15 protein-coding genes and 1 tRNA gene are annotated in these 17,102 nt (G+C 54.0%); 12 read left to right on the forward strand and 4 right to left on the reverse strand.

All coding sequences use genetic code 11. The features are described 5' to 3' along the window. The first annotated feature begins 155 nt into the window (after nucleotides 1-155). Nucleotides 156-1,022 carry an HDOD domain-containing protein gene (locus tag DSCA_RS09980; RefSeq protein WP_155316296.1) on the forward strand — a complete coding sequence of 289 codons (867 nt, stop codon included), beginning with the start codon at nucleotides 156-158 and terminating at the stop codon, nucleotides 1,020-1,022. Nucleotides 1,023-1,188: 166 nt separating this feature from the next. On the opposite strand, the gene DSCA_RS09985 is transcribed toward DSCA_RS09980, so the two are convergent. Both DSCA_RS09985 and DSCA_RS09990 read right to left on the reverse strand, forming a co-directional pair. Beyond that, nucleotides 1,189-1,551, reverse strand: coding sequence for a PilZ domain-containing protein (locus DSCA_RS09985; protein WP_155316297.1), 363 nt, complete (start codon nucleotides 1,549-1,551; stop codon nucleotides 1,189-1,191). Beyond that, the gene (locus tag DSCA_RS09990) at nucleotides 1,548-1,832 is read right to left on the reverse strand and encodes an integration host factor subunit alpha (protein WP_155316298.1); all 285 of its coding nucleotides are present in this window, start codon (nucleotides 1,830-1,832) and stop codon (nucleotides 1,548-1,550) included. Before DSCA_RS09990 ends, DSCA_RS09985 begins: the two co-directional genes overlap by 4 nt. A gap of 643 nt (nucleotides 1,833-2,475) precedes the next feature. Here DSCA_RS09990 and DSCA_RS09995 point away from each other — a divergent pair. The 7 genes from DSCA_RS09995 to DSCA_RS10025 all read left to right on the forward strand — a co-directional run bounded on the left by DSCA_RS09995 (nucleotide 2,476) and on the right by DSCA_RS10025 (nucleotide 9,334). Then, nucleotides 2,476-2,667, forward strand: a complete 192-nt coding sequence (locus DSCA_RS09995) for a hypothetical protein (protein ID WP_155316299.1) — start codon at nucleotides 2,476-2,478, stop codon at nucleotides 2,665-2,667. 239 nt (nucleotides 2,668-2,906) lie between these two features. Further along, nucleotides 2,907-3,167, forward strand: a complete 261-nt coding sequence (locus tag DSCA_RS10000; RefSeq protein WP_155316300.1) for a hypothetical protein — start codon at nucleotides 2,907-2,909, stop codon at nucleotides 3,165-3,167. A 736-nt stretch (nucleotides 3,168-3,903) separates the two neighbouring features. After that, a complete protein-coding gene (locus DSCA_RS10005; RefSeq protein ID WP_155316301.1) occupies nucleotides 3,904-4,143 on the forward strand; it encodes a hypothetical protein in 240 nt (79 codons plus the stop codon). A gap of 415 nt (nucleotides 4,144-4,558) precedes the next feature. Beyond that, nucleotides 4,559-6,535 (forward strand): hybrid sensor histidine kinase/response regulator, encoded by a 1,977-nt coding sequence (locus tag DSCA_RS10010; RefSeq protein ID WP_167527693.1) that lies wholly within the window; start codon nucleotides 4,559-4,561, stop codon nucleotides 6,533-6,535. Nucleotides 6,536-6,757: 222 nt separating this feature from the next. After that, a tRNA-Trp gene (locus DSCA_RS10015) sits at nucleotides 6,758-6,834 on the forward strand. Nucleotides 6,835-7,218: 384 nt separating this feature from the next. Then, nucleotides 7,219-7,620, forward strand: a complete 402-nt coding sequence (locus DSCA_RS10020; RefSeq protein ID WP_167527694.1) for a BlaI/MecI/CopY family transcriptional regulator — start codon at nucleotides 7,219-7,221, stop codon at nucleotides 7,618-7,620. Further along, nucleotides 7,607-9,334, forward strand: a complete 1,728-nt coding sequence (locus DSCA_RS10025) for a M56 family metallopeptidase (RefSeq protein ID WP_167527695.1) — start codon at nucleotides 7,607-7,609, stop codon at nucleotides 9,332-9,334. The genes DSCA_RS10020 and DSCA_RS10025 overlap by 14 nt, the downstream gene beginning before the upstream one ends. Before the next feature lie 99 nt (nucleotides 9,335-9,433). Here the strand turns inward: DSCA_RS10025 and DSCA_RS10030 are convergent, their stop codons facing one another. Then, nucleotides 9,434-11,947, reverse strand: a complete 2,514-nt coding sequence (locus tag DSCA_RS10030; protein ID WP_155316305.1) for a PAS domain S-box protein — start codon at nucleotides 11,945-11,947, stop codon at nucleotides 9,434-9,436. Between the two features lie 643 nt (nucleotides 11,948-12,590). Between DSCA_RS10030 and DSCA_RS10035 the strand changes: the two genes are divergently transcribed. After that, nucleotides 12,591-13,442 (forward strand): thymidylate synthase, encoded by an 852-nt coding sequence (locus DSCA_RS10035; RefSeq protein ID WP_155316306.1) that lies wholly within the window; start codon nucleotides 12,591-12,593, stop codon nucleotides 13,440-13,442. A gap of 253 nt (nucleotides 13,443-13,695) precedes the next feature. Here the strand turns inward: DSCA_RS10035 and DSCA_RS10040 are convergent, their stop codons facing one another. Further along, nucleotides 13,696-13,911, reverse strand: coding sequence for a hypothetical protein (locus DSCA_RS10040; RefSeq protein ID WP_155316307.1), 216 nt, complete (start codon nucleotides 13,909-13,911; stop codon nucleotides 13,696-13,698). A gap of 111 nt (nucleotides 13,912-14,022) precedes the next feature. Between DSCA_RS10040 and DSCA_RS10045 the strand changes: the two genes are divergently transcribed. From DSCA_RS10045 to DSCA_RS10055, 3 genes are all read left to right on the forward strand, one after another. Further along, on the forward strand, nucleotides 14,023-14,217 hold the full coding sequence (locus DSCA_RS10045; protein WP_155316308.1) for a hypothetical protein: 195 nt from the start codon (nucleotides 14,023-14,025) through the stop codon (nucleotides 14,215-14,217). 470 nt (nucleotides 14,218-14,687) lie between these two features. Continuing rightward, nucleotides 14,688-16,289, forward strand: a complete 1,602-nt coding sequence (locus DSCA_RS10050) for an HDOD domain-containing protein (protein WP_167527696.1) — start codon at nucleotides 14,688-14,690, stop codon at nucleotides 16,287-16,289. A gap of 110 nt (nucleotides 16,290-16,399) precedes the next feature. Next, nucleotides 16,400-17,098, forward strand: a complete 699-nt coding sequence (locus DSCA_RS10055) for a lysophospholipid acyltransferase family protein (RefSeq protein WP_155316310.1) — start codon at nucleotides 16,400-16,402, stop codon at nucleotides 17,096-17,098. Nucleotides 17,099-17,102: the final 4 nt, after the last annotated feature.

The raw sequence follows: 17,102 nt of genomic DNA on the forward strand, positions 1-17,102 counted from the left end.
GGCGACCATCTTTATCCCGGGATTGTCACCGAACCGATATACCCCCTTTTAATCATGAGTCGAATTGAACCGTATGTGGAATATTACACCCGTCAGGCCGGCTATTCTCTTTCAGGGAAGCCCATCCGAAACGTGCATGGGACCGTGGTATTGATATGAGCCATGTAGACGATATTATAAAAGAAATAGACGCCATCGCACCGACCTCCAGGATTATCAATCGAATACTGGAGCTTGCAAACGATCCCGAGGGCTCGATATCGGACCTTGCCGATATCGTAAAATGCGACCTGACGCTTACCGCTAAACTTCTGAAACTGTGCAATTCTGCCTATTATGGATTCCCCGTATTTGTGGATTCGGTGGATCAGGCAGTCAAACTGTTAGGCGAAAACAGAGTGGTTGAATTGGCAGTGCTGGGGGGCGTCGGCCAGAATCTGACCAAAGCCCTGAGAGGCTATGATCTCAAAAGGGGAGAACTGTGGACGTGCAGCTTTGCCTCGGCATTGCTTGCAAAATCATTTTCCGAAAAGGCTCATCCGGGCTCAGATAAATTTCTGGTCTACACCGCATCCCTTTTGAAGGATATCGGCAAAGTGGTTATCGAAGGTTATGTCGGCAGGTCTTTTGCCAAAATAGAAAACCTGGTAAAGAAAAAAGGTTATAATTTTGATGAGGCGGAAACGGAGGTCATCGGGATCAACCATGCGGAACTGGGCGGACTGATCGCAGAGAGATGGAATTTCAGCCCGAAAATGATTTATTTTATCCGAAACCACCACCTCAGCGATCCAGGCGCAAGAGAGGATCTCGAAACCGTCATTATTTATCTGATCGATACCGTATCAAGGATGGCGCATACCGGGATTGGTGCCGATGGCCTGGCCTACAGGGTTTACGACGAAATTTTCGGACGCTTGGGCGTTTCCGAGGCCGATGTCAAGGACCTGTTGACCGAATTCCATTTAAACCACAACATCGCGAGAAGGATGTACCATTTAATTGGGTCCCCGACGGGATAAGCCGGACCGGGGAACACAAAAAAGACAGCGGCACCCAATTCCCACAAAAATGGTTACGATGGAAAACCAATCGAAAAAGCCCGCCCTTTTACTTCAGGGGGGGCCTCCTGGATCCCAAATTACGGACAAAACGGCCAACTTCCGAACAGACGCGATTTACGAGGCGTCACGAGGAGATACTGTTTTTGTCGATTTTTATGGTTGATCGGTTGCCCTCATCGACATTTGCCGGAAACTGTCCTTCTTTGAAAATCTTCATCTCGATGGCCTCATTGAACATCACGGCAAACCCGTCTTCATCGCAACGCACGACGGTCCCCATGAGGCTGAGCCTTCTTCCAAATGCAAATATCGGGAATTGGATGTTAATCGACCGTCCCTGATGAATCTTCCTCCGGGTGGTGATAAAAACACCACCGGCACCAACGTTTCTGATCAAATCCCGGAATTTTCCCTCTTTGACGGTGTATTTCGTACTGAAAACAGCCGAGTAGCGAGGGTATTGGCGTCGATGCGCGACGGTATTCATTTTCCATCCACCTTTTTCCGCAACTTCCCGGAGCACTTGAACGTCACGACGCGCCTCGCCGGCAGGATGACCTCCTCGCCGGAAGCCGGATTCCGCCCTTTACGCTCCTTTTTGTACTTGACACAAAATTTACCGAAGCCGGAAATCAGGACATCCTCGCCGGATTGCAGGGAAAACCTGATCAATTCGAGAAGGGACTCAGTAATCGCTGCGGCCTGTTTTTGGGGAAAACCGAGATGGTTCTGGACCCGTTCAGCGATAGCGTGTTTCGTCAGTGTCATATGACCACCTGTTTTATCCGGGGTCAGATTACGGTTTAAAGGGCAAGTCCGATGATGCCAGGCAGCCTGCGTATCCGGCCAAAACGCTCTTCGATATACCCGTTCACCATCCGGCGGCTGCTTTTATTGGGGGCGTCGATCACGTTCATGGCCACGGCCGCCTTCGATAAAGGGATGGTGAACGCTAGGTGAAACAACTCCACGTTTGCAAAGATTCCCATTCTTGTCAAGGGGTTGATTGATGTTGGCAATAGGGCTGTACGGGACGGATCCGGCAAACGGCCAGGAGGCGTGAGGCGCCATGGTCCATGGCGTAGAAATAGCACGATTGCGTATGATGCGACGATGCCTTTTGGCAAAATGGCACCCCTATTCCATTCCGCCCCCCGTCAGCCACATCCGAAACAACCGTTGACAGGCGGCTTCACGATTTATAGGATTAAAGAATAAACTTCGGCAGATTCCGTTTTTCCGGACCCGGTTCCACTTAGGCTGTGCACCCCGTTGATTCTTATTGCCTGCGGGCTTCCCTTACCCAGATAGACAAACCTATCATTTTCCAGGTTCACACCTCTTTTTTGCCGATGCTTGATTATTTGCCTGTTCCAACCGTGCATCCGATCAACAAAGGGGGTGATGGATCATGGCCCAAAAAAAACTGGACAAAGACCTTATCTTTTACAGCCCGGGAGAAAAGGGCACCGTATTTACCTTTAAAGCCGGCAATTTTTATGATCGCCATCTGGTCGACCAGACCATAACGCATCTGGAATACGAAATGGAGCATCCGATCCGTTGGACTGAAGACCGCCGATCGGCGCCCCGACCGTCCTAAGATATTGCAACACCATGCCATCGTGAAGGCCATTGTTAGGAACAGGCAAATAATTCAATGCGTTGTCCATCATGGCCGGACCGTTTGACGAAACGGGAAACCGACAGGCCGAAAAAGGGCGAAGCAGGCAACAGGCCGGGGGAGACATTCGATGGTCCTTGAACGCCCCCGCACAGTGTTTAGGTTTTTCGTAGGGCGTCTCCATAATTAAACGGAGCAGGCCTCCGAAAGGAGGAAAGATGCAAAATTTTCTGAACGACGACCTGAATACACGGCGGCGAAGCGCCGGGGTCAACCGGAGATTGCAGGATGCCGTGGCCCGCAGGGATCGGTATCTTTCACGCCACCCGCACCTGAGGCCCTACCAGGCGGAAATTGACAGGGTGCTGGATAAATCCGGCAGCGTTCATGGCCGCATGGCCGTTCTCGGAACGTTGATCCACGGCAAGCTGATAGAAATGCAAAAAGAACTTCGCAAGCTGAACCAATTTCTCCAGTAGGCCGCCAACCCGATTACCGGTTGCGATGGTCCCGCTTTTATAAACCCATAAAGAGAAACCGGATCACCACGGTGCGATCCGGTTCCGCAAGGAGCGTAAGGAAGAACGTTTGACGTCCCTGATCCCCGGGAAAGGTCAGCTGAGGCCCCGCCTTCCGGGCCGAACCTTATCATCGCAAGGCTGCCGAAACATGGCGCCAAGATGATCAGAAAAGTATCAACGGCCCCTTGATCCAAACCCGGTCGATTCTTAATTTAGAGTATAACCGGAGCAACGCAGCGGGCACTCAGTTGCCCAGGCGGCCACATCCCGTGGCCGCCCCCCTCGCACCACCCCTTGCTCCGGTTTCCATTTTTATTTCGCACGCCTATTCACCCGCTGCAATCGGCCCCCTTGACCATTCCGGGCACAAAATTCTGCAGAAGGCCTTCAAGGGAAAAGATGTCACCGTGCCGGTCCACAAAGAAAGCCCCGGCAGAGGTATGGGCTGCCGGGGCTTATATGGGCAAGTGGTATGGAACTGAAATAATGGCATTACCACTGGTCTTGAAGAACCAGTATTTCCCGAGGGGTTACACGGCAACCGAATTCGGGATTTTTGGGCGGGTGCATCCATGCCCACGCAGCCGCCGACATTGACAGGCCCCTGCAATTGTGATGGAACGGTATCATCTGAACCGTAAAATCGTATGAAACCGCCCACACCACGCTGTCAACGGTCTCCCTGGATCGCCAGATGAATAAATTTCAAGCCATGGCACAAATCATGATTCTGTTGAATCAGGACCAGCTGCTGAAGCCGGGAAGCCAGGCATATAAAACAGTCAGAAAAATGGTTTCCGACACCATCGACAGGCTGGGGCCGGAGGCCGCACTGGCACAGGTCATGGATAAAAAAACCCACCTGCTGGAGGAAATCAAGATATTGTGCATGTGGCACAAGTCCACGGGCAAACGACCGTCCGTAAAATTATAGAATTCAAACATGGGAAGTGGTAACCCAGGTCCCGGTTGCCGGCGCGAGGCGTCGGGCAGGCAAAGCATATCACCCCTTCCCGCTTGCCATGGAGGGGCCTGCGGAGAACGGTGACATGCGCCCTTTCCGCTCCGTTTCGATTTCCCGGGTATCTCCTTTTTCCCGATGCCCAAACGGATTGGAATATGTTTTGAAATTCTCACCTTTCAGGTCAATAACCGTGTTTCCCGCCAGGTGAATGACCTCGGCGCTTCTGCCGCCACCGGTCACGCCCTTCTTATTTCACGGGTTAAGATATCCGATTAACAACCGATAGTGGTCTATATGGTTTCGGTGACCTGGCACTTGGCCGTGAATCCGAATCACTATTTGGACTATGCTCCCATTAATGAAAGGCAGGCAATCAGGAGTGGCGATGGATCCCCGGAAATGCAGCAATCAGGGTACAAACGATGAGGCGGAGACCGGTCTGGCACAATATTGCCTGGACCAGGCCTCCGTCTGCTTCTTCCGCCATGACGCGGAGGGGCGTTTTTTACATGTCAACCAAAAGGCCTGCGAAAGTCTCGGCTACTCTTTGACCGAATTGATAGACATGTCCGTATACGACATCAATCCAACCGTAACTTCCGAAAATTGGCCCAACCTGTGGCAACGCATGTGCGATGCCCGCTCGATAACATTCGAGGCAATTCACCGCCGGAAAGATGGAACCACGTTTCCAGTTGAGATCACGGCCAATCTGATCGAACACAACAACCACCGCTTTGCCATCTCCTTTGTCCAGGACATCACGGAACGGAAGCGAGTTGAAGAAAAACTTCGCCTGACTCAGTTTTCCTTCGACAGGGCCTCCATCGGCATCTTCCGCAGCGGTATGGATGCACGGATTTTAAACGCCAATGAACAAGCCTGCAAAAGTTTGGGATACAGCTGCGAAGAACTGGCCAGGATGACCATTTTCGATATCGATCCAACCGTATCGCAAGAAGTCTGGAATGATCTGTGGCAGAAAACCTGCGAAAAGGTCACCATCAATTTCGAGACGACCCATCGCCGTAAGGACGGAACCACCTTCCCCGTCGATATTACCGCCAACCTGCTCGAATTTGAAGGAAGCAAATACTCAATTTCCTTCGTCCGGGACATCACGGAAAAAAAGGAGAATGAGAAACAAAAAGCAATCATGGAGGCGCATCTCCACCAGGCACAAAGAATGGAGGCAATCGGGACGCTGGCCGGAGGCATCGCACATGATTTCAACAATATTCTTTCAGCTATCTATGGATACACCCAACTGGCGCAACTCAGATGTGCCGGCGGCTCCAAGTTGCGGGAATTCATCGACCAGATTGGCCTTGCGAGCGACCGTGCCAAAGATCTCGTTCAACAGATACTGGCCTTCAGCAGGCAGGGCAAATCGGAAAAGATGCCCATAGACATCGGCAGCGTTGCCAAGGACGCCATAAAATTGATCCGGGCGACGATTCCCACAACCATTGAAATCAGGCAAACCATCAAACCCAAATTAGGCGCCGTGTTCGCCGACGAAACACAAATACACCAGATAATCATGAACCTTTGCACCAATGCCTATCATGCCATGCAAAAAAAGGGCGGGCTGCTCGAAGTGGATATCGTCCCTGTCGCCATCAACACCCAGGATTCATCCAACTACCCGGACATGGATCCGGGAAAGTATCTTAAACTCATCGTGTCCGATACCGGCGATGGCATGGATCAGGACACGCTGGCGCGGATTTTTGAACCATACTTCACAACCAAGAGATCGGGCGAGGGAACCGGCATGGGGCTTTCCACGGTTCATGGAATCGTAAAAGATCACGGCGGGTGTATAAAAGCGTACAGTGAACCGGGTGTCGGGACGACATTCCAGATTTTTCTCCCGCTTGTCGAAACGGTACCCCAAGGATCAACTCCGGAAGAAGGCCCCCTGGCATCCGGCGAAGAGTGCATCCTCCTCGTTGACGATGAAAAACTATTGATTGAAATCGGGAAGGAACTGCTGGAAGCACTGGGATATCATGTTGAAACCCGGACGAGTCCAATCGATGCAATTGAAGCGTTCCGGGTAAATCCTGAAAAATATCAGCTGGTCATCAGCGACATGACCATGCCAAAAATGACGGGCCTGAAAATGGCCCAGAGGATTAAAACCATCCGACCTGAAATACCAATAATCATCTGCACCGGATTCAGCACGACGATCAGCACTGACACGCTTGCACAAAGCGGCATCAACGAGGTGCTGATGAAGCCGGTCACGCTGCATGAACTTTCCAGTACGGTCCGAAACGTGCTGGATGAAACGAGACGGATGACGGTCAGTCCCAATCGCGAAGACGCTGATCATGCCGCCGCCGAACGATGACTCCGAGGGAACCGCTCGATTGATCATGCTATAAACCTATTCCGGAAGGCGGTTTGCGTGCAAAGCCTGACGTTTCCTCAACCGACAACGCTCATCCAAAAAAACCGATAAAAGCAGCGCCCGAATCTCAGATAGGTACGAGTCCTGAACCGGCGCCCCTGCTTAATTTTTAGGCAGACTTTTTCAATTTTCTGTTGTATAGGAACTTTTCGATCATTTCGCAGGCCAGTAGCTCGAATTGGTAGAGCACCGGACTCCAAATCCGGGTGTTGGGGGTTCGAATCCCTCCTGGCCTGCCAGAACCCATAAAGGGGATCAGCCAAAACGGCGGATTCCCTTTTTTAATTGTCGACGCGCACGGATAACCACTGACGCCGAGTGACGTTTGTCGGTTGGCAGGTTGTCGAACAGGGTGTTTATCTTCAGATCCAAATGCCTTTTCGACCGTTCCTCCAAATACCCGGAACTGACGCCGGAAGGTATAGCAGCCCGGTGGCTGTTGAATCAATTGATGGACTACTGGAAAAGATCGTCTGCGGCCCGGGTGAGAGGATTTATTTGATCAAGAAAGGACGTTGCCGGCTGCCACGAAAAAAGGCTTGACATTTCGCCCTGTGTATAAAATGATGGGCCTATGGCATTACAATGTAACAGTTACTCTATATTTTAACAAAGAGGCGTCCATGGCCGAGAATTCATCCCTGCCGGATTTGACTAAAGCGGAATTCGATATCCTGAGAATCATCTGGAAAAACAAAAAATTGAGTGTGCGGGAAGTTCACGACCAGGTCACCGCTACCCATAACTGGGCTTACTCCACAACCAAAACCATGATGGACCGGATGGTCCGAAAGCAATTACTGGCAAGGGGAAAATACCACGGCGTTTTCCTGTACCACCCCCTCATATCCCGGCCTACGGGGTTTACCCGTTTGGTCCAGTTTTTTGCAGACCAGGTCCTGGAACTGGACTACGGGGAGGTGGTGGCCCTTTTTTCCAGGAGCAAGGCCCTAGAACCCGAGGAGATCCGGGAACTGGAAAAACTCCTGGCGGATGAGACGGGGGGTCGTCATGATACATCCTGATGAGATCGCCCGGGTGGTTCTCGGCATCTTATCGCTGCAGTCAGTCTATGTCCTGGTTCTGTTCCCCCTGGTCTGGGGAATGGTAAAATGCTGCCGGGGAAAATATCCCCGGTGGCAGCACGGCCTGTGGTTCCTGATTCTTTTGCGCCTGGTGCTGCCGCCGGACCTGGCCGCCCCCTGGAGCGCCAGCAACCTGGTCAGGTCTTTAACGCCACACCGGGTCTCCCGGTCATTTCTCGCCCTTCCCTGCTCAGACCTCATTTTTCATGACCACCAGCAATCGCGTCCGGCCTCCCTTCCCGATGACGTTGTGACTGAGGATCCCAATGCCTTCGGAATGGCCCCGGCTATCGGCAGCAGAAGGGCTGCGGTTCAATCTCCTCCCGCGCTGAAGTGGCTCCTCATTACGATCTGCTGCGCCTATTTTGCCGTTGCCACATTCTTACTGGCAGTGTTCCTCAGCAGGCGCCGTCGGTTTTGGAAGATCGCAGAGCAGGGAAAGACAGTCCGGGATCCTGCTGTCCTGGACATGATCCAATCCTGGTGCAGGCGGCTGCATATCCGCAGAACGGTGGTGGTAAAGGCGGTTTTTTCAGATGCACCCAGCTTTACCATGGGATTTTTTCGGCCTGTGGTTATCCTGCCGGCGCATCTGACAGACCCGGCCGGGAGCAAGGCCCTTGAACCGGTCCTGGCCCATGAACTGGCGCATGTAAAACGCTGGGACGATCTTGCGATCTGTCTCCAGGAACTGGTGAGAATCGTCTATTTCTTTCATCCCCTGGTCTGGTTGGTGATGCCCCGCCTCACCTGGTCGCGGGAAGCGGTATGCGACGCAACGGTTCTTTCCCACGGAACCATTTCACCCAAACACTATGGCAGGCAGATGCTGGCGCTCGTCGGGGAACAGGCCCTTCCGGAACGGCTGCCCAGCGGGTTGGCAGAATTTACCCCTGCTGCCAGGGGCATGGCCTTTCGGCTGAATCATATTCAAAAGGAGGACCATATGGAATCTCACCCGTTAAGGATTCATCTGACGATTATGATTCTAGGATTATTTCTATTGCCCATGGCACCGGTGGTATCATCGGACCAGGGCAACACCACGGAAGGCGTATCAGCGCCCGTATCCCACGTCCAGGTCCGGGACGGTCTGCAGATGGTGAACAAGGCGCTCGTTCAATATGTCGTACAATGTGTCCCCTGCCAAAATGCGTCAGAGGTTTCGCGAATTATCTGGGGAGACCTGATTACGGAGGATTTTGAGGAAGAAGATTTTTCGCGCCTCGTCTCAGCGACCGACTGTGACATTGTGGACAACATCGGGGACGGCCAGAAAGCTTATGTTTTTTACCTGCTTTCCGGTTCAAGGCAGGGAGTGTATCGTCCCAATTTCCATTTCATAAAAAAACAAAACCAATTGGTGCTCCTTTTCAAGAGCCGCAACCTTTCAGCTTATGTTACGGATCGACCAAAAGTGAATGGACGCTATCAGATTGAAGAAGGATGGAGAGCCGATCTTTTTGATGGGATTGATGATGATCGCGTCAACCTGGCATGGGGCGCTTCCGTGTGGTTCTGGTCTGGAAAACGATATCTGAAGGCCTATACTGACTATACCATCGAAGACGCAACCGACCCCTCGTTATTGGGAACAAAAAGAGAATGGGAGAAGGATACCCGGTCCTTGTATGAAGCCGTTCCCCGGAAGTGAATCCACACCATCCACCGGCGCGACAAGCGACGCCACGTATCAGCAGGCGGTTATGGATGGCCACAATCCCCACGGATTGGATGATTGCCCCTCAGGGGCCTATTTCGTTCCGTCCAGCACCTCCCGGACCTTGACAGCCAGCGTCTGCATGGAAAAGGGTTTCTGGATAAACTGAACGCCTTCGTCGAGCACGCCGTGATGGGCAATGACGTCAGCCGTGTAGCCGGACATGAACAGGCGCTTGAGGTTCGGATAAAGCGACAACAGGTTCTTGGCCAGGTCCCTGCCGTTCATCTCCGGCATGACCACGTCAGTCATGAGCAGTTGGATCTCGCCGGCATGCTCCCGCGCCAGACGAATCGCCTCGCCCGGCGTGGCGGCGGTCCGCACCGTATATCCCTGGCGTTCGAGCATCTTCATGGTGATATCCAGGATCATGGGCTCGTCTTCCACCAAAAGGATGGTTTCGCGCCCGTGCAGGGCCGGCGGTGCCGCATCCTTCTTCGTTTTCGGACCGTTCTCAGTCGTGTTCCGGGGGAGGTAAATCCTGAAGGTCGTGCCCTGGCCAGGCTCGCTGTGCACATCAATGAAGCCGTTGTTCTGCTTGACCATACCGTAGACGGTGGCCAGCCCCAGGCCGGTGCCTTTTCCCACCTCCTTGGTGGTGAAGAAGGGTTCGAACAGGTGCGAGAGCGTCTCGGCGTCCATGCCACAGCCATTGTCGCTCACGGCCAGCAGCACATACTCACCGGGAACCATTCCCATATGACCCGCGCAGTCGGCTTCGTCCAAGGTGACGGCAGCCGTCTTGACGATGATCTTGCCCGTATCGTGGATGGCATCCCGGGCATTGACACACAGATTGGCCAGCAACTGTTCGATCTGGGAAGGGTCTATTCTGAGCCGGCCCAGGTCTTTGCCCGGCAGCCAGGCCAGATGGATGTTTTCGCCGATGAGCCGGCGCAGCATCTTGAGCATCCCCTCCAGGGTCTCGTTCAGGTCGAGCACCTTGGGCGCCACGGTCTGCTTGCGGGCAAAGGTCAGCAGCTGCCGGGTGAGGTCGACGGACCTCCGGGCTGCTTTTTGGATATCTTTCAGTGTTCCATGGGTCGGGTCAGCCGGGCTGACCTTCATCATGCCCAATTCCGTGTAGCCCAGGATCGCCCCCAGCATATTGTTGAAGTCATGGGCCACCCCGCCGGCCAGGCGGCCGACCGACTCCATTTTCTGGGCCTGGCTCAATTGTGCCTGGAGTTTCTCCCGTTCTTCATTGATCCGCTTGCGATCGGTAATGTCGCGGGCAAAGGCGCAGTTGTATTCGCGTCCATCGACCTCGACAAAGTTCGAGTGGATTTCGACCGGATAGACGCGGCCGCCCTTTGTCCGGTGGTTGGTTTGGAAAACGAGATGTCTTTTCCCCCGCAGTTCGTTCCAATAGTCCGACCAGGTTTCCATCTGAAAATCCGGAACGATGTCCGCGACAGTCATCTGCACGAACTCGTCTCTGGAGTACCCCAGAGCCCGGCATGCCGCCTGGTTCACATAAAAGAAGCGTGCATCGGAAGTCATCCAGAAGGCGGCGTCCGCCATGTGGTCAATGGCGAACTGGGTGAACCGCAGCGCTTCCTCCGTTTGTTTGCGATCGGTGATATCGAGATAGACCGCCGTCAGGAGCCGGTGGCCGGCCCTGTCGATGAAACGGCCGAATAACGAGCAGTTTCGGACAGCACCGTCTCGCCGCCGCAGGAGGGTCTCGAAATCGGTAACGTCATTTTGCCCGTGGGCCATTTTGAGAAACCGGCTGCGATCCGAGGAATCAACCCACAGTCCGATGTCGTTTCCGCTCCGGCCGTCCGCCTCTTCCCGGGCATAGCCAAAGGTGCGATACCAGGCCTCGTTCCAGGTCGTGCCCCTGTATCCATCGACTTCGGAAGCATAGGCCATCGGGACCGGGGCCGACTCGAAGAGCTGGCTGAAACTGATCTCACTCTCCCTGAGTGCCTTTTCCGCCTGCTTGCGTGCAACCGCAGTCCCGATTATCTCGGCGAGCGTGCGCAGGGGGGTGAGCTCTTTCTCGCCCCAGGATCTGGTGGCAGCCACATTGTCGTAACCCATGAATCCTGACAGTCTGTTTTCTACCATGAATGGGACGGCGAGAACCGACTTGATGTTCTGGGCCTTCAGAATTTCTTTTTCCGTCCGGGCTTCCGGCGGCAGCTCGGCAACGTCTTTCACATGAATGTTACGCCCCGCCTGCAGTAACTTCATCCACCAGGGAAACATATCGAGGGGCAGTCCCTGAAGATTCTCGATTTCAGGCTTGACCCCGGACGCGCACCATTCGTGGGTGTTGTTCATCGTGTCGCCATCGGAAGTAAACTGGAAGAGGTAAGCCCGTCCAGCCGCACAGAAGCGTCCGATATCTGCCAGGCATGCATTGATGGACTGGTCCAGTTCGGTCAGCGTCAGAAAACGCCGTGAGGCTTCGGAAATGATCTTTTCCAGGGATGCTTTGGTAACAAGCGCATCCGCCACCATCTTTCGCTCGGATTCAGCCTGCTCAAGTTCCTGAACCCGCCGCGCCAGTTCCTCGTAGGTGGGTTTTTCAGGCATGGGGATCTCCCGTGGTTCCGTTCAGAAACAAAGTATATTTTCTGTCGGTTAACTCTGTAATTTACCAGACTCTCAATACTTCAATCAACTGTATACCCGACATCAATCAACTATTCAAACAGTGACAATCTGATATCGGTCATTAATCCAGAATACTTCAATCGCCATGGTTTCGTATGTGCCTTAAGCAGGAATGAGCACCGATAAGCGTGTCATGCCATTTTCTCGGAAATCTCCTGACCCGATGCGCCCCATGTGGATAATCGTGAGGCAGCCCGGATAGTGGTTGCGGTTCAATGATGGCACCTATGTTGCGCTCAATAAGCTTTAAATGATATTGATGTCAGTTGAACCTCACTACCATGAGGCATCAAAAAAAGGCTCCCCCGCCACATCGCGGACGGGAAAGGGGGCCCAAAAAAGGTAGATTCAACGCTGATCCTCCCAGAGTCCCCGACTGCGGGTATCTGGCGGCCGGAGACGGCAACCGGGAAGCGAATTACCCGGCAGCGGGGCAGGCCGTGTAGAGGAACATGATGATTCCCGGGCATGTCCCGGGTGAGCCTGGAAACTTATAAAAAAAGCCGTCCATGGAACAGCCGGGCATGAGCCCCCGGGCCCGGGGCGGTTTACAGGGAGCGGTATGCAAGCCTATTTAGACCTTTGCCGGCGGGTTATTGATGAAGGCGTCTGGGTGAAAAATACCCGGACCGGAAAACGGTGCCTGACAGTGATTAATGCGGACTTTGAATATGATGTCAGCGACGGCAGCCTGCCGGTGCTGACCACCAAAAAGCTGTTCTGGAAACCGGCAATCGCCGAGATGCTGGGTTATCTGCGCGGCTACCAGAGTGCCGCCCAGTTCCGTGCGCTCGGCTGTAATACATGGAATGCGAACGCCAATGACAATGCCGGGTGGCTGGCCAATCCGTTTCGGGTCGGCGAGGATGATATGGGCCGTTGTTACGGGGTTCAAGGGCGGCGCTGGCGAAACCCGGAGGGCAAAGAGATCGATCAGCTGCGTAAAATCGTCGACAATCTGTCCAGGGGAATTGATGACCGGCGGGAAGTGATGACCTTCTACAATCCAGGCGAGATCGATCGCGCCTGTCTGGCAGCCTGCATGCACACCCACACGTTCAGCCTGCTGGGCGATGCATTGTACCTGACGAGCTACCAGCGCTCTGACGATTTACCCCTGGGCCACGGGTTTAACCAGGTACAGGTAGGCTGGTTATTGATGATTATGGCCCAGATTACGGGGAAAAAACCGGCCAAGGCGTTTCATAAAATCGTCAATGCACACATTTATGAAGATCAGCTGGATCAGGTAAAAAATATTCAGCTCAAACGCGATCCGTATCCGTTGCCCAAGTTGAAAATCAACCCCGATATCAAATCGCTGTCGGACCTGGAGAACTGGGTGACGCTCGATGATTTTGAATTGCAGGGGTATCGGCACCACCCGGCCATTCAGTATCCATTCTCCGTCTAAGGGCTCCGCAGCATCTTTCAGGGCGTGCCGCCATGCCGGCCCGCCCTTTTTTAGTGGACGGTTCAACTTCATCCTTTTGGTGGGCTCCTTGAATCGGCCGGGGACCACCCGGCCCGCCCTTCAGGCCCGGACCGCGCATTTTTTGATAATGAAGCGCAGTATAAAAGGTTATTCGTTTCCACTATAACGGTATCTCCGGGACGGGATACGGCTTTTATACTCAGGCTCAGGGCGTCGCTGCATCCATTGGTGATCATGATGTCCTCCATGGACACCGATGGTACCATCGGGGACAGGTTTCAAGTCCAAAGGTGGCTTGAAAAACGGTCGTCATGCTGTAACCGGTTTCCCGGCAAAGCACCCGTAATGACCGCTGTTTTTCAGAAAGCCGGAACGCACCTTTTTCGATCTGGCCCTGGATTCGATCGGCAAGGTCGGCATACAGAAATTGCCCGTATTTATTTTTCATGTCTGCTCTGCTTTTTTTTACAGGTTCTGTTCCTGTTATTTTCAGAATTTGCACTTATACTGTTTTACAGATGATAGTTTTTGTTAACAAATTACAGACGAGGAGAATAAAATGGCGACAGATGGGTTAATGGCCATTCGATATCTGATTTCTGCCGAAGAATCCCGGATAGGAAGAACGGATTACTGGAACAGTGTTTTTCTGGCCGGCAGGACACCGTTTGACAGAACGTGTTTGGCGCTGCTCAAAGTGCTGGTGATAATCACCCTGTCTGTCTTTATGGTGATGGCGCTGAGCCAGCTTTAGCCGGTATTTTTCACCCCCGGATACGGAGCATCGGCGCCGGCGACGCTGCCGCCGGCGCCGATCCGGCCGGCATTGAATCCCCTGTATGACCACCCCCTGCCCCCATCCCCCCTCCCCCATGGCCGGCGCCGGGTCTTTCGGGTACCGGCACACAACTGAAAACCAGTGACCTGAAGCAGGACGACCCCGCCATGGCCCGCCCTATGATCGATCGGAAACCGACGCAACAAGGAAAAGGTTAACTAATTCCGACAAATGACGATAGTATATCAAGCGCTGTCCGGCCGGGTCCCCGATATGAGGCGAAACCGGCCACCGGGCATTACAACCGCCTGAATCGGTATCGCGCCCTGCCCCGGCTCACCGGGGCGGTTGAAAACGGACGCATGTGCATCGCTTTGCATATACGGGGCTCGCGACGGCGGTCCGGGACCTGAACCAAACCGACGGAAAATGGGTGTTCGATGAATATGGACCAGAAAACAGCCGCCCTTCCCAAAGCAGCCGACCGTGGCGAAAGCGCCCTGGATCGGCTGCTGAAACGCATTGGCCGGACGGAAGAATTTCCCACCATCTCCAAGTATGTCATGGAAATCAATCAGAAGCTGGCGGTAAATCCGGACGACTCCAACGCGACCGACCTGGCCAATGTGATTTTAAAGGACCATGCCCTGACCAGCAAATTGCTGAAAATGGTCAACTCGGCCTTTTACGGCCTGGCGGCCGGCAAGGTGAGTACCATCACCCGGGCGGTGGTGGTACTGGGATATGAAAACGTCCGGCTGGCCACCCTCAGTCTGGGGCTGTTCGAGCATTTCAAAAGCAAATCCAGCGCCAAGCATCTCAAGGAAGTGGTGGTCGGCGCCTTCTGGTCCGGGATGATGTCCCGGGAACTGGCATCGATGGATGGCACCGTCAATCCTGAAGAGGCCTTTGTCTGTGCCATGATGACCCATCTGGGCAAAATGGCAATGATCCACTACCTTCCGGAGGAATACCGCAACATCTGCATCTGCATGGCCGACAGGGGCATCGGCGAAGCCAGGGCGATCCGATCGGCATGCGGGGTCAGTTACGAGCAGTTGGGCATGGCCCTTGCCAGACAATGGAACCTGCCGCCACAGATCTGCAACGCCATCCAGCCGCTCTCCAGGGAGGAGCTGCAGGACAAAAAGAATCCGCCGGAACGGCTGAGGGTGCTCTCCGGTTTTGTGAAAGCCTTGTGCGACACGATTCACGGTGGTGGCCAGGCAGCGGATAAAAACAGGATAAAAGGCATCTTGGAGCACTACCAGCCGCATGTCACCATTTCCGGGAAACAGCTGAAAACTCTGATCAAGGATTCATTGGAAAACGTCCATCAGCACGCCCATGCCCTGAGCCTGAATACCTCCCAAAGCACCTTTATCGAACAATTGTCGGCCATCTACACCCTTCGGAAACGGCCATCACCGGCGGAAGCCGTGCCTGCAATGCCCGATCGGCCCAATGACAGCTTCCATTTAACCGATGACCACCTGTTGAAAGCCAGGGCGCGCATCCCCGGGACCCGGAACCCCAAAGACATCATCATGGAAGGGATTCAGGAACTCTCCCAGATCATGATGGCCGACTACGATGTGGACACCATTGCCCTGATGAGCCTTGAAATATTCTATCGTGCTCTTGATTTTCAGCGGGCCCTGATGTTCATCCAGGACAGCGCCACCAGGCGGATGTCGGTTCGTTTCGGTTATGGTCACAATTGCCAGCAGCTGATCGGCAGCACCGGCTTTCAATTGGGATCGTCCACGGATGTGTTCAACCTGTCGATCCAGGTGGGAAAGGACCTGATTGTGGCGGATTCCTACGATGAGAAGATGACGCATATCGTCCCCCCGTGGTACCGCAATAAAATCGATGCCCCGGCATTTGTTTTTTTGCCCGTGGTTTTCCAGAAAGTATGCATCGGCGCCCTCTATGCCGATCGGGACACGGAGGGCCTGCCCATCAGCGATGCCGAACACAGCTACCTGAGCATGCTGCGCAACCAGCTTGTCCTTTCCATTAAATACAGGCAGAGAACCGCTTGAACGGCCGGTTTTCATAAATCGACCTGGATGACAGGACCGACGGTTGACCCCTGCACCCCGAATGCGCTATTGGTGGTTCATTTACGACACCTTCCACCCGATCCGATACCATGCCATTAAAAAATCGCATTCAGGATTTCTGTTACCGTCAGCTGTTTCCGCGGGCTGGTCTGCTCCTGGTAAAACTCATCTCCCGGTCCTACCGGTACCGGCTGGTGGATACCCAAAACGAAACGCGCGTGTTCGATGCCCATGGAACCGTGATCTATGCATCCTGGCACCAGCGCTTTTTTCCGGGAATCACCTTCTTTGCCACCCGTAAGCCCATCGCCATCATGATCAGCCAGAGCCGGGACGGAGAGATGATCGCCCGGGTGGTGAACATTCTGGGGTGGCGGTCGGTGCGGGGATCTTCGTCAAGAGGCGGCACCCGCGCGCTCAAAGCGCTCCGACGCCTGACCCGGAAAGGGTACCGGGTGGGACACATCGTGGACGGTCCCCAGGGCCCTTTCGGTGTGGTCAAACCCGGGCTGCTCACCATCGCCCAGTTTGCCGGCGCGCCCATCGTTCCGGTGATCATGTCTGCCCAGCGGCGATGGGTCTTCAATAGCTGGGACCGGTTCATGGTACCCAAACCCTTCTCCCGGGTGGTCATCCGGTTCGCTCCGCCCATCACCGTCCCCCGCCGGCTCGAAGCCGGCGCCTTCGACGCCCTCCGCCGGGATATTGAAAAACAGATTAAAAAACTCTACATTGAGACCGATAACTGGTGGAGGAGCCCGGAAATGATCAGACGCTATTTTTCCTGATCGC

The sequence above is a fragment of the Desulfosarcina alkanivorans genome (assembly GCF_009688945.1).
Classification (GTDB): Bacteria; Desulfobacterota; Desulfobacteria; order Desulfobacterales; family Desulfosarcinaceae; genus Desulfosarcina; species Desulfosarcina alkanivorans.

Bases quoted from the DNA above. Each gene is read 5' to 3' on its own strand.
- DSCA_RS09980 (WP_155316296.1), top strand. From the start codon at position 156: ATGAGCCATGTAGACGATATTATAAAAGAAATAGACGCCATCGCACCG.
- DSCA_RS09985 (WP_155316297.1), bottom strand. From the start codon at position 1,551: ATGAATACCGTCGCGCATCGACGCCAATACCCTCGCTACTCGGCTGTT.
- DSCA_RS09990 (WP_155316298.1), bottom strand. From the start codon at position 1,832: ATGACACTGACGAAACACGCTATCGCTGAACGGGTCCAGAACCATCTC.
- DSCA_RS09995 (WP_155316299.1), top strand. From the start codon at position 2,476: ATGGCCCAAAAAAAACTGGACAAAGACCTTATCTTTTACAGCCCGGGA.
- DSCA_RS10000 (WP_155316300.1), top strand. From the start codon at position 2,907: ATGCAAAATTTTCTGAACGACGACCTGAATACACGGCGGCGAAGCGCC.
- DSCA_RS10005 (WP_155316301.1), top strand. From the start codon at position 3,904: ATGAATAAATTTCAAGCCATGGCACAAATCATGATTCTGTTGAATCAG.
- DSCA_RS10010 (WP_167527693.1), top strand. From the start codon at position 4,559: ATGGATCCCCGGAAATGCAGCAATCAGGGTACAAACGATGAGGCGGAG.
- DSCA_RS10020 (WP_167527694.1), top strand. From the start codon at position 7,219: ATGGCCGAGAATTCATCCCTGCCGGATTTGACTAAAGCGGAATTCGAT.
- DSCA_RS10025 (WP_167527695.1), top strand. From the start codon at position 7,607: ATGATACATCCTGATGAGATCGCCCGGGTGGTTCTCGGCATCTTATCG.
- DSCA_RS10030 (WP_155316305.1), bottom strand. From the start codon at position 11,947: ATGCCTGAAAAACCCACCTACGAGGAACTGGCGCGGCGGGTTCAGGAA.
- DSCA_RS10035 (WP_155316306.1), top strand. From the start codon at position 12,591: ATGCAAGCCTATTTAGACCTTTGCCGGCGGGTTATTGATGAAGGCGTC.
- DSCA_RS10040 (WP_155316307.1), bottom strand. From the start codon at position 13,911: ATGAAAAATAAATACGGGCAATTTCTGTATGCCGACCTTGCCGATCGA.
- DSCA_RS10045 (WP_155316308.1), top strand. From the start codon at position 14,023: ATGGCGACAGATGGGTTAATGGCCATTCGATATCTGATTTCTGCCGAA.
- DSCA_RS10050 (WP_167527696.1), top strand. From the start codon at position 14,688: ATGGACCAGAAAACAGCCGCCCTTCCCAAAGCAGCCGACCGTGGCGAA.
- DSCA_RS10055 (WP_155316310.1), top strand. From the start codon at position 16,400: ATGCCATTAAAAAATCGCATTCAGGATTTCTGTTACCGTCAGCTGTTT.